Annotated in this window: 39 protein-coding genes; 32 read left to right on the plus strand and 7 right to left on the minus strand. The window is 39.8% G+C overall.

Annotated elements, in window-relative coordinates:
- The coding region (locus tag NV381_RS19825; protein WP_258212789.1) for a transposase at positions 1-115 on the minus strand (115 nt) is incomplete at its 3' end.
- Between the two features lie 395 nt (positions 116-510).
- Here NV381_RS19825 and NV381_RS19830 point away from each other — a divergent pair.
- Positions 511-975, plus strand: coding sequence for a site-specific integrase (locus tag NV381_RS19830; RefSeq protein WP_258215016.1), 465 nt, complete (start codon positions 511-513; stop codon positions 973-975).
- A gap of 470 nt (positions 976-1,445) precedes the next feature.
- Here the strand turns inward: NV381_RS19830 and NV381_RS19835 are convergent, their stop codons facing one another.
- From NV381_RS19835 to NV381_RS19845, 3 genes are all read right to left on the minus strand, one after another.
- A complete protein-coding gene (locus NV381_RS19835; RefSeq protein ID WP_258215017.1) occupies positions 1,446-2,684 on the minus strand; it encodes a tyrosine-type recombinase/integrase in 1,239 nt (412 codons plus the stop codon).
- Between the two features lie 109 nt (positions 2,685-2,793).
- Positions 2,794-3,201: an ImmA/IrrE family metallo-endopeptidase gene (locus NV381_RS19840; protein ID WP_308862056.1), complete on the minus strand. Its 408-nt coding sequence runs from the start codon at positions 3,199-3,201 to the stop codon at positions 2,794-2,796.
- 15 nt (positions 3,202-3,216) lie between these two features.
- Positions 3,217-3,612: a helix-turn-helix domain-containing protein gene (locus NV381_RS19845; protein ID WP_258215018.1), complete on the minus strand. Its 396-nt coding sequence runs from the start codon at positions 3,610-3,612 to the stop codon at positions 3,217-3,219.
- Between the two features lie 109 nt (positions 3,613-3,721).
- Here NV381_RS19845 and NV381_RS19850 point away from each other — a divergent pair, with 109 nt between their 5' ends.
- From NV381_RS19850 to NV381_RS19865, 4 genes are all read left to right on the plus strand, one after another.
- On the plus strand, positions 3,722-3,940 hold the full coding sequence (locus tag NV381_RS19850) for a helix-turn-helix transcriptional regulator (RefSeq protein ID WP_258215019.1): 219 nt from the start codon (positions 3,722-3,724) through the stop codon (positions 3,938-3,940).
- A gap of 139 nt (positions 3,941-4,079) precedes the next feature.
- Positions 4,080-4,385, plus strand: a complete 306-nt coding sequence (locus NV381_RS19855; protein ID WP_258215020.1) for a helix-turn-helix domain-containing protein — start codon at positions 4,080-4,082, stop codon at positions 4,383-4,385.
- Between the two features lie 39 nt (positions 4,386-4,424).
- Entirely contained in the window at positions 4,425-4,622 is a 198-nt protein-coding gene (locus NV381_RS19860; protein WP_258215021.1) for a hypothetical protein, read from the plus strand.
- Between the two features lie 38 nt (positions 4,623-4,660).
- Positions 4,661-4,825, plus strand: a complete 165-nt coding sequence (locus NV381_RS19865) for a hypothetical protein (RefSeq protein ID WP_258215022.1) — start codon at positions 4,661-4,663, stop codon at positions 4,823-4,825.
- Here the strand turns inward: NV381_RS19865 and NV381_RS19870 are convergent.
- Positions 4,822-5,013 carry a hypothetical protein gene (locus NV381_RS19870; protein WP_258215023.1) on the minus strand — a complete coding sequence of 64 codons (192 nt, stop codon included), beginning with the start codon at positions 5,011-5,013 and terminating at the stop codon, positions 4,822-4,824. The genes NV381_RS19865 and NV381_RS19870 overlap by 4 nt on opposite strands.
- A gap of 96 nt (positions 5,014-5,109) precedes the next feature.
- On the opposite strand from NV381_RS19870, the gene NV381_RS19875 reads away from it, so the two are divergent.
- From NV381_RS19875 to NV381_RS19985, 24 genes are all read left to right on the plus strand, one after another.
- Positions 5,110-6,225, plus strand: coding sequence for a ParB N-terminal domain-containing protein (locus NV381_RS19875; protein ID WP_258215024.1), 1,116 nt, complete (start codon positions 5,110-5,112; stop codon positions 6,223-6,225).
- A gap of 5 nt (positions 6,226-6,230) precedes the next feature.
- Entirely contained in the window at positions 6,231-6,662 is a 432-nt protein-coding gene (locus tag NV381_RS19880) for an ORF6C domain-containing protein (protein WP_258215025.1), read from the plus strand.
- The gene (locus tag NV381_RS19885; protein ID WP_258215026.1) at positions 6,662-6,886 is read left to right on the plus strand and encodes a KTSC domain-containing protein; all 225 of its coding nucleotides are present in this window, start codon (positions 6,662-6,664) and stop codon (positions 6,884-6,886) included. Before NV381_RS19880 ends, NV381_RS19885 begins: the two co-directional genes overlap by 1 nt.
- Before the next feature lie 170 nt (positions 6,887-7,056).
- Positions 7,057-7,191, plus strand: coding sequence for a hypothetical protein (locus NV381_RS19890; RefSeq protein ID WP_258215027.1), 135 nt, complete (start codon positions 7,057-7,059; stop codon positions 7,189-7,191).
- A 194-nt stretch (positions 7,192-7,385) separates the two neighbouring features.
- The gene (locus NV381_RS19895; RefSeq protein ID WP_258215028.1) at positions 7,386-8,249 is read left to right on the plus strand and encodes a hypothetical protein; all 864 of its coding nucleotides are present in this window, start codon (positions 7,386-7,388) and stop codon (positions 8,247-8,249) included.
- Positions 8,249-10,402, plus strand: a complete 2,154-nt coding sequence (locus NV381_RS19900; RefSeq protein WP_258215029.1) for a hypothetical protein — start codon at positions 8,249-8,251, stop codon at positions 10,400-10,402. Before NV381_RS19895 ends, NV381_RS19900 begins: the two co-directional genes overlap by 1 nt.
- Positions 10,389-12,203 carry an ATP-dependent helicase gene (locus NV381_RS19905; RefSeq protein ID WP_258215030.1) on the plus strand — a complete coding sequence of 605 codons (1,815 nt, stop codon included), beginning with the start codon at positions 10,389-10,391 and terminating at the stop codon, positions 12,201-12,203. The genes NV381_RS19900 and NV381_RS19905 overlap by 14 nt, the downstream gene beginning before the upstream one ends.
- A complete protein-coding gene (locus tag NV381_RS19910) occupies positions 12,200-12,478 on the plus strand; it encodes a hypothetical protein (protein WP_258215031.1) in 279 nt (92 codons plus the stop codon). Before NV381_RS19905 ends, NV381_RS19910 begins: the two co-directional genes overlap by 4 nt.
- A gap of 27 nt (positions 12,479-12,505) precedes the next feature.
- Complete coding sequence (locus NV381_RS19915) at positions 12,506-12,904, plus strand: hypothetical protein (protein ID WP_258215032.1); 399 nt, start codon at positions 12,506-12,508, stop codon at positions 12,902-12,904.
- Positions 12,905-12,958: 54 nt separating this feature from the next.
- Positions 12,959-14,089 (plus strand): DNA-methyltransferase, encoded by a 1,131-nt coding sequence (locus tag NV381_RS19920; RefSeq protein ID WP_419182286.1) that lies wholly within the window; start codon positions 12,959-12,961, stop codon positions 14,087-14,089.
- Between the two features lie 20 nt (positions 14,090-14,109).
- A complete protein-coding gene (locus tag NV381_RS19925; protein WP_258215033.1) occupies positions 14,110-14,277 on the plus strand; it encodes a DUF6906 family protein in 168 nt (55 codons plus the stop codon).
- Entirely contained in the window at positions 14,274-14,576 is a 303-nt protein-coding gene (locus NV381_RS38495) for a hypothetical protein (RefSeq protein ID WP_419182284.1), read from the plus strand. The genes NV381_RS19925 and NV381_RS38495 overlap by 4 nt, the downstream gene beginning before the upstream one ends.
- 5 nt (positions 14,577-14,581) lie before the next feature.
- Positions 14,582-15,757, plus strand: a complete 1,176-nt coding sequence (locus NV381_RS19930) for a replication protein (protein WP_258215034.1) — start codon at positions 14,582-14,584, stop codon at positions 15,755-15,757.
- Positions 15,758-15,845: 88 nt separating this feature from the next.
- Positions 15,846-16,649 (plus strand): hypothetical protein, encoded by an 804-nt coding sequence (locus NV381_RS19935; RefSeq protein ID WP_258215035.1) that lies wholly within the window; start codon positions 15,846-15,848, stop codon positions 16,647-16,649.
- A gap of 115 nt (positions 16,650-16,764) precedes the next feature.
- On the plus strand, positions 16,765-17,082 hold the full coding sequence (locus tag NV381_RS19940) for a hypothetical protein (RefSeq protein WP_258215036.1): 318 nt from the start codon (positions 16,765-16,767) through the stop codon (positions 17,080-17,082).
- Positions 17,079-17,336: a hypothetical protein gene (locus NV381_RS19945; protein WP_258215037.1), complete on the plus strand. Its 258-nt coding sequence runs from the start codon at positions 17,079-17,081 to the stop codon at positions 17,334-17,336. Before NV381_RS19940 ends, NV381_RS19945 begins: the two co-directional genes overlap by 4 nt.
- A 1-nt stretch (position 17,337) precedes the next feature.
- Positions 17,338-18,435 carry a DNA polymerase III subunit beta gene (gene dnaN, locus NV381_RS19950; protein WP_258215038.1) on the plus strand — a complete coding sequence of 366 codons (1,098 nt, stop codon included), beginning with the start codon at positions 17,338-17,340 and terminating at the stop codon, positions 18,433-18,435.
- A gap of 18 nt (positions 18,436-18,453) precedes the next feature.
- Positions 18,454-18,831, plus strand: coding sequence for a hypothetical protein (locus NV381_RS19955; RefSeq protein WP_258215039.1), 378 nt, complete (start codon positions 18,454-18,456; stop codon positions 18,829-18,831).
- On the plus strand, positions 18,828-19,013 hold the full coding sequence (locus NV381_RS19960) for a hypothetical protein (RefSeq protein ID WP_258215040.1): 186 nt from the start codon (positions 18,828-18,830) through the stop codon (positions 19,011-19,013). The genes NV381_RS19955 and NV381_RS19960 overlap by 4 nt, the downstream gene beginning before the upstream one ends.
- Before the next feature lie 274 nt (positions 19,014-19,287).
- Positions 19,288-19,947 (plus strand): HNH endonuclease, encoded by a 660-nt coding sequence (locus tag NV381_RS19965; RefSeq protein ID WP_258215041.1) that lies wholly within the window; start codon positions 19,288-19,290, stop codon positions 19,945-19,947.
- A 917-nt stretch (positions 19,948-20,864) separates the two neighbouring features.
- Positions 20,865-21,293 (plus strand): YopX family protein, encoded by a 429-nt coding sequence (locus NV381_RS19970; protein ID WP_258215042.1) that lies wholly within the window; start codon positions 20,865-20,867, stop codon positions 21,291-21,293.
- Between the two features lie 49 nt (positions 21,294-21,342).
- A complete protein-coding gene (locus NV381_RS19975; protein WP_258215043.1) occupies positions 21,343-21,645 on the plus strand; it encodes a hypothetical protein in 303 nt (100 codons plus the stop codon).
- Positions 21,645-22,100: an ASCH domain-containing protein gene (locus tag NV381_RS19980; protein WP_258215044.1), complete on the plus strand. Its 456-nt coding sequence runs from the start codon at positions 21,645-21,647 to the stop codon at positions 22,098-22,100. The genes NV381_RS19975 and NV381_RS19980 overlap by 1 nt, the downstream gene beginning before the upstream one ends.
- The gene (locus NV381_RS19985) at positions 22,097-22,537 is read left to right on the plus strand and encodes an ASCH domain-containing protein (RefSeq protein WP_258215045.1); all 441 of its coding nucleotides are present in this window, start codon (positions 22,097-22,099) and stop codon (positions 22,535-22,537) included. Before NV381_RS19980 ends, NV381_RS19985 begins: the two co-directional genes overlap by 4 nt.
- A gap of 333 nt (positions 22,538-22,870) precedes the next feature.
- On the opposite strand, the gene NV381_RS19990 is transcribed toward NV381_RS19985, so the two are convergent.
- Positions 22,871-23,008, minus strand: coding sequence for a hypothetical protein (locus tag NV381_RS19990; protein ID WP_258215046.1), 138 nt, complete (start codon positions 23,006-23,008; stop codon positions 22,871-22,873).
- A gap of 161 nt (positions 23,009-23,169) precedes the next feature.
- Between NV381_RS19990 and NV381_RS19995 the strand changes: the two genes are divergently transcribed.
- Together NV381_RS19995 and NV381_RS20000 are read left to right on the plus strand one after the other, a co-directional pair.
- On the plus strand, positions 23,170-23,805 hold the full coding sequence (locus NV381_RS19995) for a hypothetical protein (protein ID WP_258215047.1): 636 nt from the start codon (positions 23,170-23,172) through the stop codon (positions 23,803-23,805).
- A gap of 31 nt (positions 23,806-23,836) precedes the next feature.
- Entirely contained in the window at positions 23,837-24,907 is a 1,071-nt protein-coding gene (locus tag NV381_RS20000; protein WP_258215048.1) for a helix-turn-helix domain-containing protein, read from the plus strand.
- Positions 24,908-25,381: 474 nt separating this feature from the next.
- Here the strand turns inward: NV381_RS20000 and NV381_RS20005 are convergent, their stop codons facing one another.
- A complete protein-coding gene (locus NV381_RS20005; protein WP_258215049.1) occupies positions 25,382-25,579 on the minus strand; it encodes a hypothetical protein in 198 nt (65 codons plus the stop codon).
- A gap of 104 nt (positions 25,580-25,683) precedes the next feature.
- Between NV381_RS20005 and NV381_RS20010 the strand changes: the two genes are divergently transcribed.
- Positions 25,684-26,325, plus strand: a complete 642-nt coding sequence (locus tag NV381_RS20010; RefSeq protein ID WP_258215050.1) for a hypothetical protein — start codon at positions 25,684-25,686, stop codon at positions 26,323-26,325.
- Positions 26,326-26,346: the final 21 nt, after the last annotated feature.

Consider the following 26,346-nt stretch of genomic DNA (forward strand, 5'->3'; position numbering starts at 1 on the left):
GTAACGTTCCTGCTGGGATGTTTAACTCTTCTGCAATCTGCGGAACGCTCTTTGTCTGTTCTTGAATGTACTTTACTGTCTTTTCTTTAAACTCATCACTGAACCTCTGTCTCATCTCACCCACACCGGACACCTCTTCCTCTTTGTAATTTAATTATCTGCATTCTCTTATGAGGTGTCCACTTTTTATTCTAGATCTAATTCTTGGCTTATTAAGGATCATGTAATTCCAGATCTGGGAAGTAATAAAATAACTGAACTCGAACCAGAAATGTTAGTAAGATTGTATTACAAGTTGAGTGATAATAAGATATTATCAGATGAAAACATTCAAAAAGTACACACTTTAATAAACAGTTCGCTTCAATTGGCAATTAAATGGAAAGTGATTAATCGTAATGTTGCTCAATTAGTTGATAGACCTAAAGTAAGGAGAAAGAAAGTTGAAGTTTGGGATTTGGATGAATCTCACATGTTTCTAAATGAAGCAAGAAAACGTGGTTATTATATATGGTTTTTCTACTTGCAATAACAACAGGTATGAGACAAGGAGAAATTTTAGGACTTAAATGGGAAGATGTTGATTTCAATCGAAGTAATGTAGCCATAACACAAATATTAAGTCATGATGGCAAAGAACTTATCGATGGAGCGAAAACTAAAGCAGGTGTGAGGTCTGTCGCTTTAGACGTATCAACATTAGAAGAACTAAAAAGATTACAATTACGTTGCAAGAAAGAGAAAATGGCAGGGAAGGAAGGCGAATATACAGATAAAGGACTAGTAATTTGTACGGGTGTAGGTACGCCACTTACTCCAAGAAACCTATTGCGTACTTTCTATTCAACTCTTGAAAAATCAAAAGTTAAGAAAATAAGATTTCATGATTTGAGACATACTCATTGCACGATGTTACTTGGAATGGATGTTCATCCAAAGAAGGTTGCAGAGAGAGTCGGGCATAAAGATAGTTGAATGATGGACAGGTATAGTCATGTCTTGCCTAATATGCAAAAAGAAACAGCGAGTAAGTTTGGAAATATGTTTTATCATAACGCGTAATTATTGGCAGCATAAATGTGATGCCACTTTTTTTCAAATTCGATTCATTAACAAGCATTAAATAAAACTAGAGAGGAAATGATGCCAAAATGATGCCAATTTAACTGAGAGGGCGCTATTTTGATGTGGTGGAGTGTGTCTAAAAATAAAAAAAGCCCGTAGAATCAAGGATTCTCGAACTCTTTTGGTTATGACCTGTAGTGGGCTCGAACCACTGACCCCTACCCTGTCAAAGTCAATCCGTACATTCCATGTATTACCCTGAACTCATTAAAGCCTTATAAAACAAGGGTTTATTCTGTTCGTATTTGTTCTCATTCACCCTTATTTGACCCTCTTTAGAATACATTCCGTCCCCATTCCGTCCCCAGTTCGTCCCCGGATTATCGTGCGAATTTATCGAATTTTCCAGCCGTGCGCTTCTTCACTTTTTTGGTCACGTGTACATAAGTATCAGATGTCGTGGATAATCTAGAATGTCCTAGTCTTCTTTGGATTGCAATTAAGATTGAATCGAAATACGCTTCGTCTTCATCCTCTAAAAGTAAAGTGCCTGAACTGTGGCGTAGCCCATGGAACTTAATATAGCGTAGTTCGTGACGTTTGCAAAACCGTAACCACCACTTGGATGGATGCTGATAGTAGTAGGGTTTACCAGTGCCGTTATGAAATAAATATTCACGTTTTCCTCCAAGCCACTTACTACCTAAATGTTTGCGTTCAAGGTCCCACTCTCGGAAATAAGCTTCAAGTTCTTCCATATACCATTCTGGCATATCTATGACTCGATATGAGGCGAGTGACTTTGGTCCTTTTTCAATAGCAACACCTTTTTTAGAAAGGGGTATGTTGTTCTCCACAGTTATTGTGTAATCTTCGAAGTTAACATTAATAAGCTCTAATCCGAGTAATTCGCCGCGGCGGCAACCGCCGATCATAGATCCCAAAATTAATAGGCGCCATTTTCTTGACTCTTTATATAAAGCGTCTACTACTAGTTGAGCTTCTTTTTCATCGTAGTACTGTGGATTGGCACGTTGTTCGAGCATCTTCTTTTTTGCATCTTTAGGAGCTGGCTTCTTTATTTTTTCCATCGGGTTTTTACTGATAAGCTTCCATTCAACAGCACGAGTTAGGATGTTTTTTAGCACTCGATAGATATACCCAATTGTTCCGGAATCAAGGGGATCGTTTCTACCGTCTAGACGTGACCCTGGCTTCTCTAACTCTTTCAGAAAAGTAACAATGTGCATCGCTGATATCTGATCGATTCTCATGTGGCCGAACATGGGTATTAGGCGGCTCCTAATATGGTCCTCATAAGTATTTAAAGTGGAAGGGGAGAGGTTGTTAGGATCAGATGCATATTTCTGTCGCCATTCTTCAACGAAATCAGAGAATCTCATCTTTTCGGGTGATATGTAATTGCCGGCTTCTACCTTAATTTTAAACTTAAGCAATTCCTCGTCTAAATAATCTTGTAACTTCTTTGGTGATTTGAGAATCTTTGGATCGGTTACTTCAACTGTATCCCTTTCCCGAAGACGTTTTTGGTTTGGACCATATCCTACTTCAACAGTCAATCGCCAAGTGTTTTTTCCACGCGGTTCAATACTTGCCAATTAAATCACTCCTTGAACAAGAATGTACGTTCGGTTAAATGGGTATGTAAAATGACCTCGCGGCTATGGATATTGCCGTAGGTTAGAAGGAGGGCGAAGGAAGTATATTTCAATAAAAGGTATGCATCTCCTCGGGTATTCCGTTTTTGAAACAGATATCGCTAATAGTTTCATCCGGATAAATCTCACTTCCGGCACAAAGTAAACGTACAGCGAATTGATTTGCTCGACGTTCGAATTTACCTGGCAGTTGTAAGGTATTTTGTTCTATCATGAAGTATGAGGTTCCTCTGTCATAGAAGTAATGACCGAGCTCATGAGCACATGTAAAACGTTGTTCGTTATAAAGTAGGGCCTCATGTAAGACAATGTAATTTCTTCGTAATCTCCTATGAAAAAAGCCCCTTGTAATTTTCCCTAGATCTGCATACATCACAGTTATATTAAGATTGCAAGCCAAGCTAAAAGGACAATTAGTTTGATGTTTTCTAACTAACCTTATTATTAAATTGTCCACCGGAATCCCTCGCAGTTACTCTTGGATTGGCTTTCTTTTGTTTTTCTTTTTTGCATCCCAGAATATTGCTTCCATAACTTTTAATACCTTCTCTCTGTCTTCTTGATCCAAGGGAACCCCATCAAACATGATTTCCGGATCCTCTTCAAGTAATTGCTTGAAGTCTCTTTTATCTCTTGAGGTTGCCCAAGTCGGTACTGGGGTGCCAAGATTTGATTCACGGCCAAGTATATAATCTACTGTAATTTTGTGATACTCAGCTATCTTATCGATCATTTGCAGATCAGGCTTGGAAATGTCATTTTCCCAGGCATTATAGCGCGGTCTTTTGACACCCAGTGCATCTGCCATTTGATCTTGGGTTAAATTTTTCTTGCTCCTTAACTCAGTTAAAACTTTACCGATTTTCATAAAAAATAAGCTCCTTCAAAAAAAAAGATAAAAAAATTATCAAAATATGTTGACGATAATAATATTATCAAATATAATGAGAACTACACAGGGGGAGGTGATGAACTGAATGTCGAAAAAAAGAGAATACTTCTCGCTTTGCAGAAAGACAAAAGGCACTCAGAAAAAAGTAGCTGTAGAGATTAAAATTTCAACAGTTTATCTTAGGATGATCGAAAACGGAACATTTACACCTGGCAGGGATTTAATGTTCAAATTAGCTGAATATTTTAATGAGCCTTTAGAAAAGTTATTTCCTGATTATTTTGGTAAAGATCAGGTTGTTTAAACACGCTCGTATTGATAAAAATATTATCTATTAGTTAGTATATGCGATAATATTTTTATCGTCAATCGCTTTTTTTAATTCATAGATATTTTTTTGTGCCCAATGATAATAATATTATCAAATCGTCTGGAGGTTATACATGCTTCATGAAAAAATGTTTATCGAGGCTTTCAATGCTATGAAAGCTGAACTCAGAAAAGAATTACTGGAGGAACTTCGGGCTGAGATGACGGTTCAGCCGGAGCGTACGCTATACATTGATGAGGCGGCAGAGTACACACGGATTTCTGAAAAGGTACTTTATAAAATGTGCCAACAAAAACTGATTCCGCACCGCCGTGCTGGTGAACAAGGGTCAAGGAGGCCCCGAATATTATTCAGTACCGCATCATTGGATGCGTGGAATCGCGAACAGGAAAAGGCAAATTGTAGTGCCTGGGAATAATGATTCAATTCTTTGAAAACTGAACTAATAAGAAAGGAGATGAAAAAAATCAATGAATCAATTGTCAGAGAAATATTGGAACTCGCTAATCAATTCGAGGAGAATTTGAATGAACAAAAGAGAGGAGCCACCGCTGGAACGATGGCTGATCGAATTACTCTCGATATCAACAATGATAAAACCCCTCCAAGATTCGGTGATGGGTCTAAGTTTAATGAGGAAAAGATTTGGGGTTAGTCCTGACCAATCGCTTAGAAAGGAACTGAGATAAATAAATGGGGAATACAGCAATAGTAATTAATAAGACAATTGTTTCTCTTTGCGAATTAATTCAGAAAAAATGTGAACTTTCCTCCGGTAAAACAACTTTAAGTGATTTACCGGAGATAATTGCAGCAGGATCAGAATTTATTAAAGCTTCAGAAAAGTATATTGATTAATCTGTTCCTTTTCCCTCACTAACTGCTTGACACATCATTTTATACAGATTAGATACTTCTTGCCCTGCCTTTTGATAAAGTTCTTCTCCATGATAGCTTGAATCATCATCCTTAAAAAATGAGAAATTGAGTTTTTCTAAAATCGCGATAGTTAGTTCCTTCGCAATCTGCTTTTCATCCAATAACATATACAACACCTCCTATTTGCACGTATTTGGTGATTCTGAACAAATTCCAATATTCGACAAGATAGGAAAAATAACCTTTAGAAAGGAGCAAAAGAATTGTTAATCGATATAAAAAAAATCAAAGTCAATGACCGTATACGCAAGGACTTCGGCAATATAGAAGAATTGGCGGCGGACATCAGAGAAAATGGCCTTATAAATCCAATTGTGATTACTCCAGATAACCAGCTGATTGCTGGAGAACGCAGATTGAGAGCACATCAGTTCCTTAACCAACAAGAAGTACCTGTAAGAGTTATGGAAATTAGTGACTATGAACATCAGCTGCGACTTGAAATTTCAGAAAATGAGCACCGAAAAGAATTTTCCTTTAGCGAACGTGTTGAATGGGCCAAGCGATTGGAACAAGTCGAAAAGCTTAAGGCTAAGGAACGAATGGGGCAAGGTAAGGAAAATTTACCAGACCTTGTAACTGGACAAGTTCGGGATATTGTTGCTGATCAGGCAGGGTTCGGAAGTGGCAAACAATATGACAAAGCAAAATTTATTGCCGATAATGCAACTCCTGAAATTATTCAACAGCTGGATGCTGGCTTAATAAGCACTCATAAAGCTTTTATTGAAACAAAAGAACGCCTCGAAGCAGAAAAACTGGAAGCGGTAGAACGTGCTGAGCAAGCTGAACATGATCTACTAGCGTTACAGCGCCAATACAAAAATGCCGTCCCAGCTGATCAAGTTGAAGAAGCTGTTGCCGTTGCAGTTGAACGGAATCAAGAGGAAACGGCGGTATTCATACGAAAGAAGGAAAAAGAAGCCGAAGCGAGGTTGAAGCAGCAAGAAAAACTCTTCAAAGACAATATGGATGAAGCACTCCAACAAGAAAGGGTTAAGATCGAGCAATTAAAATCAGGTTATCAACGGGTTAATGAGGAGTTAGAGGCATTGAAACTCCGGCAACCTGATGACTTTGACGAACAGATGGCGGCTGTTCAAATGAAGAAGCTGCGGTTTGAAGCAGATAACAACACAATTCAGGTCAGCATTCACGTTAAGCAGTTCCTTCAAAAAGTCGGGATCACCTCATTTATGCTTGGAGCGGTAGCGGAAGCGAGTAGCAGTGAAAAAAAACGTTTGGCGGAAAGTTTGGATATGCTCCAATCCTTCATCGATCAATTAAAACCAGCCATTAACGGCAGGAAGGTGGTTTAGAGGATATGTCATTAATGAATGAACCGGCAACACCGGATTACCTCCCGATGATTGAGAAGCAATTGCAAATGTCGGAACAACAAGGCGCTGTTCTCCGTTCACTATTCGAAGGAATCAGACAAATGCGTGACGATGTGAATGAAAAGGTCGAGGAAGTCCAGATCATGGTTCAGGAAGTGAGGGATAGTGTTGTCCTGAATGATCACGAAGCCTTTATGGTTAGAGCGGCTGTTCACGCCAAGTCCGTTGAATTGACAAAGGATCGTTTCAAAGATTCTGACGAAAAATTCAATGCCGTTGTTGGTCGTCATCGTCGGATGATCTGGAGTAAGCTTAAAGATCGTTTCGAGGTTGCAAAGTATTCTCATGTTCGGCGCATTGATTATCAAGAATCCATTGAATTTGTTCAAAGCTTTAGACCGGAGGATTATATCTAATGGAACTTACTCCTGTTATTTCAAGTAACATCGCTGCCGTGGGCTATGACAATATCCAGAATATCCTTCACATCCAATTCAAAGGTAAGGAAACGATTTATATCTATCAAGGTGTACCGGTTGGTGAGTTTGAAGCCATGATGGAATCCGAATCGGTTGGGTCTTATTATGCTAGGAATATCAAGAATAAATATTCAAGCAAGTTGCCTGCGGACAAGGAGTGAATGCTGTGATTATCACGAATGATGGCATTACCAATAGTAGGGGCAGATTTACTGCCGGAATACTGGAACCGCTAGAACAACATGAATGCATTGAATGTGGCATCACTCTTAGGCTGGGCGAATACCCAACATGTTCAGAATGCTCCAGTAAGAGAAGGGAGGGCAAAAGAATGAATAAAAAGGCGATCATCCGTAAGGCGTTAAATTGGCTCCAATTCGAGGAGGCTGCCAATGAGGGAGCAGTAAAACGGTTTGCTCGATATAAATACGAACAGTGCATGTCTCAATTGCGGAGTAAAGCATGAGCATTAAAGTTGAAGGAACGTATCTCTCGCCTGATCAAAGAAATCGATTCAAGGAAAAAGCTTCCTTGAAAAAGAGAAAAACCAGCTCTGCAAAAGCTGATTTCTCGAAAGTTTTACGTAAGTTTTTAGGCCAAGTATCTACCGACTAAAGAGATGCTTGCCTCCAATTATAAACGATTTCGGAGGAAATGGGAATGAGTGAGGTTGTTGAAATACAAGATCCACATAACTGGATACCGGCTAACACTCAGGGTGGACAGTTATTCATCAATGTAGAGCAAGTTGCTGGAGTTGTTCAACTTAACAGCATAGACAACCATATTTATCAAATAGAAGAAACCGGGGAATGGCTTATTACCACTGATGGGTACAAAGCTTGCAATAAAGTGGCTGGAGTCCAATGTATCTCACCTGATTCCCTGCTGCTTCCAGACGGTAAAACTGTTAGCAACCCTTACGTCGAATTTGATCAAGCAACCGGAACTGCACATAGGTTTTGGGCGCGTCATATCACAATTGGAAAGAACTCTTCTGGAATGCCTTCTATAATATCAGTCACTATTCTGTTGGATGCAAAAATAGCCTTTGCAGAAGAACTGTCAAGGGCAATCGAAAAAAATAAGGATGCTGGACGCTACTACATGGCTGGGACTCTCAGCAAGGATGAGTTGAAGTCCGGCATGTACATACTCTTCGATGGAGATATGGGTATCTATGGAGATAGAACCTATCCCGAAGTTGTAGCTGCAGTCCAAAACTTCATCAATAATAAGCGATACGGCGACAAGAAGGCATGGACGATGGCCCTTAAAACATCCTTGCAGCGCCAACCGTGTATGCCTCCACCCAAAACAAGAGCTTTGAATGGCTTCGCTAAAGTCCTTGTAGCAGCTTACAAATCCGACTTTGAAGAGAAGGATATAGTAGCTATGATCCGCGAGTACACCGAAACAGGAACTGTCTCAGGTGCGGACGTATCTGAAACAATTGGAGACATATCCAAAGAGCGCGATACTGAAGATTTTAAATTGTTGTCCGATGGAGGGATGAGGTTCTAATGATCAAATCGATTCGAATCAAAAATATTAAAGATAAATCCTTTACTCAGCAACTCACCGGCAAAGATATATTTATCGGTCCTAATGGATCTGGTAAATCGACCATACAGCAGGCGATTGGTTTTTCAATGCTTGGATATGTACCTGGTGAAGGCAAGAAAATACAAGAAACATTTGAATTAAGCAGCGGAGATGAAATGTCCGCGGGGCTTCAAACTGAGAAATTCTCATTTGATCGTGTCATTAAAAGGACATCGAAGCTCAATAGCGATGGTAAAAACGATATCAAGTACAGCGAATCACTTACAGTATCGCCAAACAAGGGTGAAAAGACCGTTGCCCAACTGGAAGCCCGGATAGCCAGTGAAATCGGCAGCTTCCCCATGGTGTTTGACTTCGCTCTATTTACGGAATTATCAGATGCCAAAAAAAGAGATCACATGTATTCTTTATCCCCAATAACAAACGATTCTTGGAATAAGGCGAGGGTTTCTGAGCATTTGAATAAAACGATTCTTACCGAAGTGTTGAAAGCAAATACTCCTGAAATATATGAGGCAACTCAAGAATTGATAGCTGATTGCATGGAAATGTGGCCTTCGGATTACGATCTAACGTCCGGACTGCAGGCGGTGATTGCTTGGGTTGAAAGCCAACAGAAGGATTGGAACAAAAAGAAAAGCGATGCAACCGGTGCGGTCCGCGAACTGAATGAAATGAAAAATCAGCTTGAGGAAACGGATCGGGATATCGTTGCCAAGAAAAAAGAACTGCAGAAGCTACGGGTTGATCATACCGATGTTCACGGACAGATAACAGCCGGTTGTGAGATAAAGCGGCAATGGGACAACAAGCAGGAACGTATAAACGAACTGAAGATTGGAATCGAACAATTGATTTCATTACTCCGTGTTCCGGATGAAACGGATTATGAAGCACAGGTTAATACCATTAAGGAACGCATTAAACAAACGGATATTGCGGTTGAATCGGAAGAAATTCAAAAACAGATCAATGCCTTTCACTTTCTGAAAAGCGAAAACGAAGATGCTTCTAACAAAATAAATCAAGAAATCAACAAACTGGAAAGCGAACTTCGCACATACGATACTGTTACTAAAAATATTCAAGAAAAAGGCATTGGCATGTGTGTTTTGAGCGAAAACATTGGCTGTGACAAGGATTTTTCGGGATTCATTCATTTTGCAATAGATAACGGAGCTAAGATTAAAATCAAGATTCACGCATTGAACGAAGATCGAAAAGCTTTATTAGAAGAAGGACGGTCGCTATATTCTCAATCGGATGATTTAGAGACTAAAAAACGCTTGCTGTATCAGACGTTTACTGATGAATCTAAATTAAATGAGCGTTTACGCAGCGATATTGAAACCATTAGAAAAACAGAGCAAATAGCGCTACAAGAGCGTCAAGACAAAGTAAACAAGCAAGCTTCGTTGCAAGAAGAATTGAATCGACTTGTCGGTGAAAAGATGCCAACGTTCGCGCCATTGGATTTATTGGAGCCTCAATTAGAGGCTTTGACTAACCAAATATCGGAAGCTGAAAGAGTACTGGAAGAAAAAGAAAAAGAAAAAGCCAAGGTCACCCTTTCCAATAAGCAAGCAGCAATTCTCAGTGCAAGCAAAGCCCAGTACTACTTTACAGGCTGCAAGAAAATATCAGAAGCATTGGGGGCCAAAGGAATACAAGGGGAGCTTGTTAAGAGCATTCTTGGACCTATAGAAGCTGCAGTGAATGAGAACCTACAGCTTATGGGCATAAACTATCCTGCTTACTTCTCAACCGAATCGGAAACGGGCAAGGAAGTATTCCGTTTTGGCTGGATCAAGGGCGAACGTCGAATTAACTTCAATGTTCTGTCCAAAGGCGAGAAACTGATGTTCCTTTCTGCATTCCTAGTCACCTTATTAGAACGAGCAGATCCTCCACTCAAAGTACTGGCTTTAGATGAAATCCAGAATCTTGATAAAAATAATTTCCTGAATGTTCTTAATGGCCTTGCTGCCTTATCTCACAAGTTGGATAACATCATTATTGCAGGTGTAGTTGATCCTATGGAAATAGAAGGCTGGACCTTCTGGGATCTGACTCCAAATACCGAGAGTGATTGGTTAAATGAATCTAACTGAGGGACTAAATGCCGAACAAGCTCAGGCCGTAATGTCGGAATCACAGCGAATCCTTATGTTAGCCGGGGCAGGGACGGGTAAAACCCGCACTCTAACCCATCGTCTGGCTCATCTAAATCTAAACTGTCGAGTAAGTACTTCTTCTATTATAGCCATTACATTTACCCGAGCAGCCGCTAAGGAAATGAAAGAACGCCTGATTCCTCTGATCGGTACTGAGGCAAAGAAATTGATATGTTGCACGTTCCACGCTCTCGCCGTTCGTATATTGCAAGAATGGGGCCATCGGCTAGGGTTGGACAAACAGTTCACCATCTATAGCCAAGAGGACCGGGAAGAGGTTATTAAATCAATCATATCGAGTGCTGTATATCATACGACACACGGCAGAATGAAAGATATGAAATGGAACTTCAAGAAAAACACTCAGGAACAAGCCGTTTGGAACGAGTATCAATGGCAGCTTAAGCGCTTTAATGCGGTTGATCTGGACTTCCTCATCCTGAAGGTCAATGAGTTGTTCACAAAGCATCCTGATGTTGCACAATACTATCGAAAGGTCTGGAAATATGTTTTCGTGGACGAATTCCAGGATACGAACAACGAGCAGTTGCAGTCAATCAAACTACTTGATCCAACTAACTTATTCGGTATTGGTGATGATTTTCAAACCATCTACACCTTCAATGGAGCTAGAGTGGAGAATATTTTGGAGTTTCCTTTGGAGTTTCCGGGCACCGAAATCATTAAACTTGAAACGAATTATCGCTCAACAAGGCAAATCATCGAAGCTGCCAACAACCTAATAAGATATAACGTCAATCAAACGCGAAAGAACCTATTCTCAGACCGAGATGGAGATCCTGTTAAATTCTCAACATATCAGGATGCTGATGCTGAAGCAAACGCCATAGTCAAAGCAATTGCAGATAAGCCCGCTGGCAAACATTACTCTGATTTTGCTGTATTAGCCAGAACGAATGCGCAAATTGATCATGTATACAGATCGTTAAAGAGCGCAGGCATTCCCTGTGTGATCATAAGTGGTTCGGATGATCCACTCAAACAGCAGGACGTTAAATCATTACTTTCATATCTGGATTGGATTTTCAATCCGAAAGATGAAACAAACTTCAAGAGAATCATCCATTTTCCAGAACGTACCTTTACAGATATTCAACTCCAGCAGGCCGAACAAATTGCGATCGATGAATCAATTCCATTATGGAAAGCAATGATTCGTTCTTTTGAAAACAAAGTATTCCAGTTTGCAAGCAATCTTAATCAATTGGCTGAAGGTGTAAGGGATACTTACTTTGCTTCCGATGCGTTCGTTAGGCTTGTTCAACAGCTTAAATTGAAGGAATTTTATGCAGAGAGATCCTTGGCAAATAGGATAGCAGATATCGAACGAGTCATTACTTATATCTTGTACTGGACCGAACGGCAGCAGAAGGCGGGGGAGGATCATAGCCCCACTGCATTCTTAAAATGGGTCAAGATTCGCGATATCCAAGAAAAGCTGATGGAGGACCGGGATGCGGTAAAACTCATGACGATTCACGGCAGTAAGGGTTTGGAATTCCCAGAGGTGTTCCTGATCGGAATGAATGAAGGGACGTTTCCGAATCGGAACACTAAGAATATGGAGGAAGAGCGGCGGCTTGGATTTGTGGCCGTAACTAGGGCAAAGTTTAAATTGAATGTTTCTTCAACTAGAACAGCAAATAATTGGGGAAAGGTCGAATCGACCGAGCCTAGCCGGTTTATCAATGAAATGAAGGAGAGTGTTATTCTGTGATTCCTAATATAAGCGTTGGTTTTGTGAAATATGGCATATTAGTTGCAACAAGGAAGGCGGTTAGCGTTAAAAAATTCATCGAAGCTGTTGATAAAACGCACGGCATGAGAGCATACCTGGACGGAGCTTATATTATTGTTGAAGGTCAAGATAAAAACTATGTACGCGGAAAAGTACCTGTTTCGGATTTGAAAAAGGCGATTAAAGGCACAACTCTGGGGCATTTTTCTTGCTACGACCCAGAATTGGTCATGAGAGATACTAAGATATTTTGATTTAAGTGAATAGAAAGGTGGCTGCATATGGCTCTGCAAGAACAATACTCAATCGGGCAACTGTATAGACTAGCGGACCAGTGCAGCCATGATTATCCGGTTACATTGGCTAAAAAGATTGAAATCTTAACGGAAGTTCAAGTTCTTTTGGGAAGAAAAGCTGCAGAGGCCGTAAGGGAATACAAGCGAACCTATGCACAACGGAAGAGGCATTATGCAGAGGCGTATCTCGCTGCGACAAAGGACAAGGCTCAACATGCAGAGCTGGCGGTTACTGATTTACGGATGCAAGAAGCGGATCTAGAAGCTGATAAAGTCCGTTGGTCACATGCATTCGAATCAAACGGAGAGGTTATTAATTCGTTGAAATACAGTCTAAAAGTATTGTTGGCTGAATATCAGAATCCAGCTAATGGAGTTAGGTAACACGTATTAAGGGGGTGATAGAAAGTGGATTATCAAACATTAGAGGGCAGTCCAATGCTTCACGGTGATTGTAGGTTAGTAATGCAAAACCTGCCAGCGGAGTTCTTTAACTGCTGTGTTACTAGCCCCCCTTATTTATGGGTTCGTGATTATGGTGTTCCGCCGAGCGAATGGCCTTCAGTTGCTTATACGCAGATGGCAGGGCTGCCGCCGATTACCGTTCCGGATTGGACTGGATGCCTCGGACTGGAGCCAACTGTCGAAATGTTTGTTGGCCACATTGTTCTCGTATTCCGCGAAGTATGGCGGGTATTGCGAGATGACGGAACGCTCTGGCTGAACTTCGGTGATACGTATGAAGGCAGCATGAAGGGACGGAATGCCGATGGTGCAGGGAACCCGGGTGGAATGCACAAACAGCATCGTGGGCAGTTTGCCGGAACTATCATTCCTAAGGAACACAAAGCAAAATATTTGAAACCAAAGGACTTAATAGGAATTCCTTGGCGTGTAGCATTCGCACTGCAGGCAGATGGATGGTATCTCAGAATGGATAACATCTGGAGCAAACCTAACTGCATGCCAGAGAGTGTGACTGATCGGCCGACAAAGGCGCATGAGTACATGTTTCTGTTGAGCAAGAACAGTCGGTATTATTACGATTCCGAAGCGATAAAGGAGCCTCTGACTGAATCAAGTATTGCTAGGTTATCTCAGGATCTCGAGCAACAAGCTGGATCGACTCGTGCCAATGGTGAAGGTAAAACGAACGGTTCAATGAAGGCTGTCGGTGGTTCAAAGGGGGCTTTTGGTCCTGAACAATCCAGAAAACGTAGTGGCAACACGAAGCGAAAATATGGTGATGAACGTGGCAGACCTGAATCTCACCTTGGGGGCACTATTCCATGGGAAGGTTCAACAAGAAATAAGCGTTCTGTTTGGAAAGTAGCCACAGCTCAAACGAAAGAGGCACACTTTGCTGCGTTCCCAGAGAAGCTAATCGAACCTTGTATCTTAGCAGGTTGTCCCGTAGGTGGTCACGTGTTGGACCCATTCGGTGGCATCGGTACAGCAAGGAAAGTGGCATTGGAGAACAATCGAAAATGTACACTGATTGATATTAATCCTGACTACATCGATATACAGAAACGCCGGACTGCTGTTATACAGCCCAAACTACTTTAATAGATTTGGAGGACTATCAAATGAAGAATGGAAAACGGCTTACAGTAAAACAAAAAGAAATAATGCATAAAAACCAAATAGATTCCTCAATGTGGCTTGTTAGTAAAGTTCTATCTGATCGATTACTAGTCATTCACAGGCACACAGAAGAGGAAAAAGAAGCGTTTTACAAGGTACCAGGAATATGAGTAGGCAGCAGGCAATATTGGACTTTATAACCAGTCACAACAAAGAGAGAGGCTATTCACCGACCATTCGGGAAATCGGTGATGCAGTAGGCTTGAGATCATCAGCGACCGTTTCGGGGTACATAGGGAGGCTTGAGAATGATGGTCTTGTTCGGCGTGTCCCTTCATCCGCTAGGACGTTAGAAGTCATATCAATTAAAAAGCCAGCGTCTGAGGTTCGGGTGATAGAGTCGCATATGGATGTACCCCGTGTAATTGAGTGGCAAGATAGGCGGTATGTATATGTTCCAGTGGGGTGAGGTGAGTGGCAAATGTACAACCTGAGCACGGTACCACCTCAATTGCGAATGAATTGATCCGGCAAGTTTTCATGACCGGTAAGCTCACGAAAACGCAGTTTCAGATCGTGTTCGCCATAATAGATGAGTCGTGGTCTTGGTTGGATAGGAGGCACGGGAGAAAGTATAAGATAACGCGCCGCCCAATAAAGCCAAAGGAACTTTCTAATAAAACAAAACTGCATATATCTGATGTGTGCAAGACGATTAATGCACTTGTCGAAGCTAAGGTAATACGTAGGCATTGGGATTACTACAGGTTCAATAAGGATTATGAATCCTGGGATCTGAACGCGCTTGCGACAAAAAAGACTAGGGAAAACACCAAGTCTACTAGGGATAATCCCCACTCTTTTAGGGAAAATGCAAACTCAAAAAAAGGATATTTATTAGGAGAAAATCCTAGCGCAATAGGTGAAACACCTAATAAAGATGATGAAACTAGGGAAAACACCAACTCAGATAGGGAAATTACCTATCAAGGAAAATCTTCGGCAACTGTTGGAAGTCTTCGGCAATCATCGGCAATGGCGCTAGGGGAAATCCCTAACGATACTAGGGAAATTCCCTACTCTTGGTGGGGAAAATCCCTAATGCGATGGCCTTCAATCCTTAGAGCGGCAAGGGTTTCCGAGCCCTTAAATAAAAAAGAAATAAATATAAATAAATTATGGTCTTTATATGACTCGATCTATCCTGATTTTTGGTCAAAGTCTCCGGAGTGTCGGTATGACATCGAAGAGCTTGAACAGATATTTGAGTACTTTCAAATGCTTAAGCATACAAGGTCAAGCGGAAAACTGGCAGAAGGGATTATTGAAAAGGAAATGGATTATTGGGAAAGGTTTGATAAGGATTTAGTTCTAGCCTCCCTCTGGTTACATCGAGAAAAACACAAGGCCGGGAAGAAGGAGGATTATACCCGCGGTATTATTCGGCGGACACAAGATGAACGAAAGCGAGGGATAATGCCAAATGTCCTCAACGAATATCAACAAGCCGGAGCCGGACTTTCTAAGCATGGAGGAAACCCTTCAGGAACCGATCTTCCTCAAATGGCTGGAAGGGGCAAAGGAACGAGCCAGACGGGCAGCAGAAGGATCACAGAGGAACACTTCGACAGCTTTGGGATCGGTCAGTAAACCGTATGAGTGCGAGATATGCAAAGACACTCCTCAATCTAAATTAATACCAATCATTGATTCTGAGACAGGGGAACAAGTTGTTGAAATGCGACCTGTTTATGGTCCATGCAATGTTATCACTGGATACACAGAAATCAAGCAACAGCAATGGGTTGAAGTAATCTGCGAATGCGAAGAATGGAAGAAAGCAAGAAGGCGGTTACAAAGCAGTGGTATTGCAGAAGAGTTCCAAAGGGTCACCTTTTCGGATTATCTTACACAAGGAAAACATTACCTCTTTGAAGTAGCTCGTCGAAAGAGTCTGGAGTATGTAAGCATTGCCGCCAATGATTATTTCTCAAGGATTCGTCAGAAAGAACGGACAAGGGGGAATGGATTGATTCTTTGCGGGGAGCCTGGAAGCGGAAAGACAACACTGATCTTTGCCGTGGGAAATGCGCTTCTTGCAAGGAAGGTACCAGTCCTTTATTTCCAACATAGAGAAGAATTCAACAAAATTAAAAACAATAGCTTCGATGACAATGGATTATACAAGCGGTTAAGAGAAATTCGAGGAATTTTGCTTTGGGACGATCTGTTCAAGACAAAGAAAAAAGATAAGAATGGCCAGCGAGATATTGCGGATTGGGAAGCCGATGCATCTTGGGACATTATTAATCATCGGAATCAATTTGACTTACCAACTGCTTATAGCACTGAATGGTCACCGGCAGAACTTATGAGCATGGACCGTAGCTTTGCTGGTCGGATGATCGAACGTTGCAAACATCCAACGGATGCACAAAAAGATATGCTTGTTTGGTTCAGGTTAACAAAAAAAGAAATTGAAGAAGGTATGGACCCAATAAAAGTGTTCGATCATCGATTTATGCGACTTGGTGGTGATTGAGAATGGAATCAAATGATATTGACTACGATGCCATATGCCAAGAAATAAAAGATGAGATTGAATGGGAATATAGTCAAATGCATCAGGATGTATTGATGGCTATGGAGGACTATAGATGAGTCTTGAATATCTTTTCTCTGACCCAAGACCAGAAATAAAACAAGACACTAACCACTGGAATAAGCTTTTAAGGCTCGTTTCCACTTTGGACGATAAACAACAGGTCGGCATGAAGCTTCAGCGCCTTTTATGGACAACTAGAAGCGCAGGCACCATGCTCAAACCTTCGGTGGAAGGATTGAAATTGGTACTAATCCTTGGAGAAAGCAGCGGTTGGGAAACGGAGCAATATTTCGAAAAGGTCAAGAAAGACCATTTAGGTCCATACTCTACGGAAATACACCATCTTCTTAAAAAGGTGATAGAGCCATGAGCAAACAAACAGAAATGGAGAACATATACCAAAGTTTTGAATGGCTGCTCAGGGAACGGCTAGAACAACTGGATGCATTGTCTCGAAAGATGTGTAATGAAATGTCTGCCTGCGGCATATCACAAGCGCTTTACTTACCGTATATCCAAATTAAAGTAAAAAATTTAGCTGCAGCTGTTGTTGAAAAAGAAGATGAAGATTATCTGAGAATTCATAACCAAACACGTAGAGCAAAGCGCTCCGGGAGGAATTAATGTGGAGTTTTCTATCGACAAGAAACATCTATTAAAACCATTAGAAGAAGTGCTAAAAGCCGTTCCCAATAAGCCCCCTATTCCTATACTGACAAATATCATGTTTGAAGTTAATGAATCGGGTTTAACTCTTCTAGCTGGGGATGGAAATTTATTTATACAAGCTCATGTAGAGCCTGAATATTTTGAGTTTGTGTCCGCTGGCAAATTAGCTGTGACCGGAAAATTAATCATGGATATCATAAAAAAAATTGGCAGTGACGTAACGGTTAAGGCCAAGGGATTTCAAGTATCAATTCAAAGTGGGAGATCATGTTTTGAACTTTCAGGTGTTGATCCAGAAGAGTTTCCGATAGCTCCTGAAGTTCCGAATGGAACGATTTCTGTGAGTAGCATTTTATTAAAAACGATGATAGCTAAGACATTTTTTGCGGTATATAACAAGGATGACTATAGAATTTTAAACGGAATTCATTTTCAATTTTCTCCTAACCAAATTAATTTAACTGCTACGAACCGTCACCGCATGGCTCAGGTGTTAGCGGAAGTTGAATGCGAAAGGGAAGTATCTGCATCAATCGAGAACTTAGATAAATTAATGAAAATCTTAGATGTTGATACAAATATTGAATTGTCTCTTTCAATGGAATGGTTTGTGGCAAAATCAAAGGAATTTACCCTATATTCAAGACTTTTAGAAGGGGTATATCCAGACATACAAAAAATGATTCCTAATAAATTCAACACTACTATAAAGGTCAATAGGAACGAATTATTGAAAGCTTTCGAACTTGTTGGAATTATTGCAGAGCAGGAAGATGGAAAAGTGAAGAGAGCCAATTTAGTGATTGGAGATGAATTGGAAATAAATTCTAAGCCTGAAGGATCAAAAAAGGTTGTCGATTTTGTTGAGTGCATAACTATTGATGGAGAAAAATTTACTTTAGCAGTAAATGTAAAATACATGCAGGATGCTTTAAAGGCAATAGATGAGAATGAAGTCATCATTAAACTTAAAAGTCCGTTGGACCCGTTCGTCATTAGTGGATTAAATAACCATAATGAGACACAATTGTTGCTTCCATACAGAATTTCATAAAGGAGAGGGTGGTAATCCTTGGAAAGGATCGTATTAAAAATCAATAGCATTCCCCCATCCCTTAATGTAATTGAAAGAATGTATCGTTTCAAACGTCAGAAGGCCAAAGATGAATGGGAATCGTTAGTCGGATGGGAAGCAAAGCTTCAAAAGATTATCCCCAATCAGGCTATTCAGAAATGTAAGGTCAGACTGATCTATCATTTCATAGATAACAGAGGTCGGGATCCAGATAACTATAATGGAAAATGGACCTTGGATGGTTTGCGAAAAATCGGAATTATCGCAAATGATACCTTCAAACATGTTGATTTAAAGGCTGTACTCGGGGAAGTGGATAGAAAAAATCCACATATGGAAGTGATTATTGAGTACGAAAGGACTGAAGATATATGAGGCAAGAACTGAGAGATCTAAGAACAAAAGGTTTGATTTTTACATTGGGTCAAGAAAAATACATTATCCGCAAGGCTACTGAACAAGAATTAGCTGAACACGGAATTGCAGCTGATCCTAATCAAGTAACTATGGATATAGATAATAATGTCGCTGTAGTCCCGGCATTTATGGGAGATTGAGTTATGGGAGCAGCATTTAATATTATCGACAATTGCGAATACAAAACGTATGCAGTCCTGTTCGGCGGCATTGGTGGAGCAACAGTGGGATATAACACAGGCGGGGTACATTGACACCTTTAAATTCCGTAGTAACTCCGCAGTTAATAGTGATTAAACTAGAATTAACTAAGAATACAAAACGGTTATCAAATGAAGAAGTCCCAGAGTAAGCAATCTGAAAAGTATGTATAGGTCGTGTTATTAATCAGGGTAAGAGGAGGCGAGAGAGGATATGGCACATCAAACATTTTGGAAACCTGAGAAGGTAGTCAAAGAAAAGAAGCAATGGAGATCAGGTACAAAATCTAAGAAAGAAGTTCCTGAATGGAAGAAAAGTATCCTCTCTCATCACAACTCAAGTCCAAGTAGAGCAGATCGAGCGGATTTTCCAAGGAATGTAATTGAAGAATTAATTGCAGAATCTAACGGTTTGTGCCAGTGCTGCGGACGACTTCCAGCTGAAACAACACATCATGTAAGGCCTCGTGGACGGAGTGGGCGGGGCGTAAAAACAAATGGTATGCGATTAAATTGGGTTTGCCATGACAGGATCCAAACGAATGAGGAAGAACTGCAGTATTGGATGTCTGAATGGGAACGTAAATATGGAGCTAACTTCTATTTTGATGAACAAGATTGGGAGGAACACTATCTTAAGCAGACCGCAGCGAATGCAGCTGAGCAAGACAAACAGCAACGTGTAAAACGCATAGAGCCTATAGTAGACCTATTATCCGCTGCTGCGGGCAGAACACTGATAGCCAAGGAAATGCGTCTGTTAGATGGTATGGATGATAAGGAAATGGTTATCTTCGCCAAGCTTATGCAGGATGTTGTCGGTGCGGCATTGGCTGTTGAGAAGCCGTTAGGGTACGGACACTTTAATGATTAGCCATCTATAAGGGAAGCCCTTATACTGCTGCCTATTTGATATCTAGAATTTCTATAAATTAAACAAAAAGATAATAACAATAATTACAATTCCTATAACCAAAAATCTAATAATAAATTTCTTCAACCCAAGCCTCTTGACTACCAAGCATTTAATTACATCCATGAAAAAAGATACAAATGAATATAACAGCAGCTGTATAGGTTTTAATCCTTGGTTTCTTTTCTCTCGTATTTTTTTAATTGTTCCCCAGGTGAAAAATGATACTAGGGCAAGTACCATACCGATTGCTAAAAGAATTCCTAATTTGATAAGAAGATATGAAACAATCACCTCGATCCATTCATCTTCGCGATTAAACATTGGATCACATCCATCATTAAAAGTGAGAACTGTTACCCGTCATCTCTATTCTTATAATTTTTAATCGTGTCCCAGATTAAATAAGAAACTAATGCGATTACTAAAATGATTCCTATTCCAATTAGAAAAAATGATAATAGAGAGTTAAATATCCATGATTCTTCTCCACTAAACATATCCCATCACATACTTTCTTGAGAAAATCTTAAACTTAAATTATCAAATTTGGGATGTTATTGATAGTACTAAATTTAAATAGTACTTTCACTTCTTCGTTTCTTCTTAATCAGCGCAGCTGAGACCGTATCAGGTTTTTAAACCTAACAACACTCTACATAGGGGGATATAAGGAATGAATATACCGGAAATGGGACATGGTCCAATCACATTACAGTTCTCGCCTAATCAGAAAACGATGCAATTGCGAGACAATCTTTCGGGTTTATGGTGTGCATGCGGACAACCAGCAATAGAATATCATGGCGATAATCTGCCGCCTCATCAATTTTTATGCGTGAAACATGCGTTCGAAATAAGGGTAGAGGAGGCTTAGTATGAGCACAGATATAAAGGATATGCAGCCGGTGAAGAAATTCAGGGGTAAGCGATTCGACAATGGTGAATGGGTACACGGAAGTTTGATCGGTAACGATATAATAGTTGGAAATATCGTAGAGTGGGACAGCGAATATTTTTGTACAGAATTTTGGCTGAAAGTCTATCCGGTAACAGTGGGGCAGTTTAATGGATATTTCGGACTGAACTTTTTTGAAGGCGACATTATGGCAATAGCTTGCGATTGTGACAGCGAATACGGTTGCACGCATGGCGATGGAATTTATGAAATTGTATGGGATTACGAAGCAGCAGGGTTCGGAATTAAGAAAAATGGCCGGATATGGAGTTTAGATAATTACGGTGTTGAAAATATGCGAATCGTTGGAAATCGATTCGACAACCCCGAACTACTGAAAAGAGAATAAACCAGCCTGTCCCAATAAAGGATATAGCCATGAATGGAGGGGAACGAGGTTGAGCCAAACAGAAAAAGTTTATCTTTGTGGAATATGTGATGGAGAGAAGATCCAAGATGGTGAGGTTTGCTGGGGATGTAACGGCATTGGATTTGATGTTGAAGGCCAGGACGATCCGGTTTGCCCTAATTGTGGTAAAACAAAGGATTATGTAGACGGAGAAACATTTGGAAGGGATGGATGGATAGATGAAGCTGAAGGCGAAATTTATTGCGTCAATTGCAGAAGCACGTATAGGGTCATGCTCCACTTGTCGTACTCGTATACCTCAATTGTAGACAAGGATGGAGGAACAACCTAATGAAGGCTCTAACCATACATCAACCGTGGGCAACACTTATAGCTCTGGGAGAGAAGCGATTTGAGACGCGCAGTTGGGCGACTAAATACCGTGGTCCGCTGGCGATCCATGCAGGCAAGAAAGTAGATAAGGAGATATGCCGACAAGAACCTTTTAAAACAATCTTGGAAAAGCACGGTTACACTGCGGACAACCTGTCGACTGGGGTGGTTGTGGCGGTTGCTAATTTATCGGAATGGTACGAAGTACACATCGATCATACAGGAGACGCAGTTTTGATAAGTGGTAACGTGCCTGCTGTATGGGTGGGAAAAGATTCAAACGAATTTAATTTTGGATGGTATGATGACGGTCGCTTTGCGTGGGGATTAACTAATGTACGAATACTTCCCTTCCCTACTTTAGCCAGAGGTCAGCAAGGATTATGGAATTGGGATGGAGGAACAACCGAATGAAAGCCATAACGATCATTCAACCTTGGGCCACGCTTATTTCTCTTGGAGAGAAGAAATTTGAAACACGCAGTTGGCCCACGAAGCACCGGGGGCTTATCGCCATCCATGCAGGCAAGAAGGTGAATAAAGAAGTTTGCAAGGAAGAGCCGTTCCATAGTGTGCTTGCGAAGCATGGTTATACGGCGGACAATCTCCCAACAGGGATGATATTGGCTACATGTAAATTGAATGATTGTTGGATGGTAGGAAATACGCAAGGAAATTCTGCAATAGTTGAAAGTGGATCTTGTAAAAGAGCCGTGACCGGAAACGATTACTCCTTTGGTTGGTATGATCGTGGAAGGTATGCGTGGGAGCTTGCAGATATAAAAATGATATATGATCCAGTGCCAGCCAAGGGACAGCAAGGATTATGGAACTGGGATGGAAGACATTAGAAGCAAATTGGAGGCTGAAGGCCATCGAGCCGACCTCACCTAGCCGAACAACTCTTACTTATGCTTTGTTTTTGGAAGAGGACACCATTAACCATACAAGACATGCAAGAAAAACAAGCACTAAAATAAGACCTGGAACAGAAAAAAAATGTTGGAAAATCAATATAACTATCCAATACCAAGGAATATCCAATTGAGCCACCTCCGAACTTTAACTTACCAAATTTAGGTTGATGGCGAAAGTAATAATTTTGAGTAGTACCATATTAAACACCCATTACAAATAAAAAACTCTCTTTGCAGAGAGTTAACGCAGTTCATCTTCACCTATAATCAGACTTTGAATTTCGTTATTGGTTTCGACAGGGAGCCTTGTTTTGAAGAACCAATCAACGCATAAACTGCCTTCTCTGTCTGTGGCTCTGTGATACCGGCTTCGTCAGCTACTTGCTTAGTGACAATATGTTTCATAAACTTATTTACCTCCATTTGGATTTTTCGATGGTTAATATTTGAAACAAATGAATTCTTATTCATGATATGGATTTGTAAACACAATAAGGAATTATTCGGTAATACTGAACAATTCAACATGTAAGTTATCCTTACAGGTTAATAAGGAGGATGTACAGATGGGAGTAACAAGGATAGCGTCATCCCCTGGTGAACAGGATGAACTCAATAAGATTATGCAACTTACTTTCTTTGACGAGGTAACAGAAGAAGATATCCGTAAAACCATCTGGTTATTGAACCGATACACCGACATGATCGATGTCATAAAAAACTATGAAATTGCACAGAAAGAAATGGAAAACGGATTATCTGCTTACGAACTCCTTAGCGCCGAAAGTTCCATAGCTAAGAGATCATCCACTGAAGAATTATATGCGAATATTCCAGCAAATGCAGTGATCATGAAGGATCAAAGGCACACTAATTATAAGTTCTATGTAGTTCTAACAAATATCATTAAAGGAGTAGTCAACAACGTTCGAGATCCTCATGAGGGGTTAATTGCAAAACTACTTTTTCTTGAAGGAATGAAATATCTCAAAGCTCAAGCATACCTTGAAAAAGGTTATAAAAAAGACATCCACCCAATCCAAGCCACAACATTTGCGGAAAAGCGTCGGCGAGTTATAAGAAACATATCGAATAGTTTAAAGATCAATAAAACCTTGGATTTTGTTATAATAGATTTTGGACGTGGGCGCAGTAAAGAAGGTGAACTTGGTCTTAAGCTTCCAACATTGCATCATATATGACCAGTTATAAATATGAGTAGGGGCTGATATTTTGAATAATGCAGATTTATTATTCGAAAAGTTTCAATTAGAAGGTTATGATTTAATCGAAAAAATGATTAATGAGAAACAAGAAGAGCATTTATTCCTTGATTTTAAAGAAAAGAGCGATTCATCTCGCCCAGGGCTTTCTGATGATGATAAAAGAAATTATGCAAAAGCACTCTCTGGATTCTCTAACTCATCTGGAGGCATAATCGTTTGGGGAGTCAGTACCAAGAGGGAAAAAGATCAACCGGATGCAGCTAGTGAGAAAAAGCCAATATCTCATTTGAAGAAAATGCTCACAGATTTGAATTCGTTAATTAGTGATGCTTTAATTCCTACCAATAATGGAATCCAAAACATATTTTTGGTAATTCCAGGAGAGACGGATGTTGGTTTTATTATTACATATGTTCCAGAAAGTGATTTACCACCTCACAGGGCTATGCTAAAAGTAAACAATTATATTACTAGAGTTGGAGATAGTTTTCTAATTATGGAACATCATATGTTAGCGGATACTTTTGGAAGACGTCAACGACCAAAATTAGATGTCATATCAAGAGTAGAAGCGAGAGGCACTATACTTAGTAATACAGTTCAATTGTCTCTGATTATCGGAATTCAAAACAGTGGAAGATATGTTGCAAATTATCCTGCAATAAGAGTAAAGGGTTACCGTGATATAATTTTAAGTGGGTATGGCGTAGATGGTAATCGAAATTGGGTACTTACACCGTTGAAACAAACCTCTATTAGCAACCAAAAATATGGGTATTTTTTTACTGGAGGTGTTAATGATGTAATTCATCCAGGAACTTTTATAGAAGTGGCTATTTTTGAAAGAAAAAGTACGTTTATGAGTATGACAGATTTTTACAGCCTTTCCTTTACTGATAACATCTTCGAAATTGATTATGAAATATATGCGGAGGCATGTGAGCCGGTGAAAGGGAAGATAGAAATTACCTTGGATGAAATTATTAACATCATGAAAACAGAAGGACTCTCGGATGTTGATCACTTAAAAAAGAATATAGAAATAAATCAAATAAACCGAAATAAACTGCTCAATTGATAGATTAAAGTCGTAGTATACTCATAGTTGTTTACAATTACAATGGCATTATAGAAGCAGTTAACAAGCTTCGGGTAATGCCTAAATCCCCTTATCGTGGTAGGCACTCGGTCATGCTGTGGGTTTAAAGACCTTAGACGCTGGTCGTCAAGGGTATGATATGAGGTGGGGTGGGATGCCCCGTTATGGTGTCAGTGTGAGACTTTTGCCTTTGTCGTTCTTGTTAGTCTTCCTAAAGAAACCTTGCAACGGCCTCAGTTGTTAGTCATAGAGACTATCACACGGTTTATGCCTTTTACCGAAATGGGAAAACAAAGGCACTCTCACAGTGATACCATATATGCTAATTAGACCTACATCAGATATTGATGTAGGTCTAATCATTAATTTTATGGGTGGGTAAATACAGAATAACAAACCATCATTAAGATATCCTTAATGATCAATGAAGAATAGCTTAAGAATACGATAATATCAGCGAACCTTAAATTCACAAACGGCTTTTAAAAACTTCGACTCATTCATAAATGTGACAGAGTCATTTGTGTGAGATTCAATAACACCAGCATAATCAATTATGCGTCCATCTTGCCATACTTCAATTTTAAGTGAAAATAGTATGGCATTATCAAAGTCAGCAGTTGTTTTTAGAATTTGGTTTCTTGGGTACATCGGACACCTCCCTGGTTCTCTGATTCGACAAATTGCAGGAAATTCCTTCCTTATGTCGAATAACGACTGTAAATGTAGAAATTAAAGAAAATGGAGTGGATTTTTTGAATAGTAAAACAATAGATAATATCAAAATATTTATGTGTATATCATCGATAAGTATAATATTGTTAATTACCATACTGTTTTGGATTGAAGAAACTATTGGTTTTCAACGCGAAATTACAATAGCTTTTATTGGGGCATTCGGTTCAATAATTGGTGGAGCATTGACATTAATCGGTGTTAAGTGGACTATAGATAAGCAAAAGGCAGAAGGTTTTGTTGAAAAATATCCGAATAAGATTAATAACCTCGATTCGTCTATTCAAGATATTTCGAAAATATTAAATATGAGAATTTATCTATTTTCCGGAAGAATTGAAGCTCGTTACCAGGGACAAAATTTATATTTGAAAGAATTGATAAATGAATTAATTAGACATTCGATAGAGGTAGATGGAATTGTTTATACAGAGGCCTCTTCATTAAAATACAAAATCAATGGTTACATTGCTGAGTTACATGCAGACAAATACAATTCATATGAAGATGAATATACTGACAGTTTATCTGAATGCTCAGAAAGTGAAAGACAGAAGTACGGATTAGTTATTTCAAAAGAAATTAAGCAGTATCACAATAGATTATTAGAACATAGGGAGAAATTTGAAAAGCAATTTAAAAGGTATCTAGAACTTCTCTAAACTTACGAAAAGATAAAAATG

Source organism: Paenibacillus radicis (ex Xue et al. 2023) (assembly GCF_024722015.1).
Taxonomy (GTDB): Bacteria; Bacillota; Bacilli; order Paenibacillales; family NBRC-103111; genus Paenibacillus_S.